The sequence below is a fragment of the Sphingobium sp. D43FB genome, from assembly GCF_002312805.1.
In the GTDB taxonomy this organism is placed as follows: Bacteria; Pseudomonadota; Alphaproteobacteria; order Sphingomonadales; family Sphingomonadaceae; genus Sphingobium.
On sequence record NZ_NMUA01000210.1, the window covers coordinates 1 to 429 of the forward strand.

Annotated in this window: 1 protein-coding gene; it reads right to left on the reverse strand. The window is 61.3% G+C overall.

All coding sequences use genetic code 11. The features are described 5' to 3' along the window. On the reverse strand, positions 1-429 hold a 429-nt coding region (locus SxD43FB_RS24070), incomplete at both ends, for a condensation domain-containing protein (RefSeq protein WP_141249667.1).

Sequence of the window (429 nt, forward strand, 5' to 3'; positions counted from 1 at the left end):
GTGGGCAATGTCCTGACGCTGCAACCAGCCGATGTAGTCGCGATAACGCGGCGGCGCGGGCAATGCAGCCTCGCGTCCCTCGCCGAGCGCGGTGTAGATTTCGAAGAAATCACTCATCAACAAACCACGGCACCAGGCATCGATGAGGATGTGGTGGTTGCTCATCATGAACCAGTAACGCCCGGCGCCGATGCGGATCAGACGCAAGTGGAAGGGTGCTTCATGCAGCAGATCGAAACCGGCCTCGCGCTCGTTTTTGAGCAGCGCTTGCAGGCGCTCTTCATGGCCTTGCTCAGGTTCGCCGCTCCAGTCGACAAACTCGATGCGGGTGGCGCCGGGCTTGTGGATGATTTGCAGCATCTGCTCGCCGCTGTCCCAACAGAACGATGCGCGCAAGGCTTCGTGGCGGGCAACCACCGCTTGCCAGGC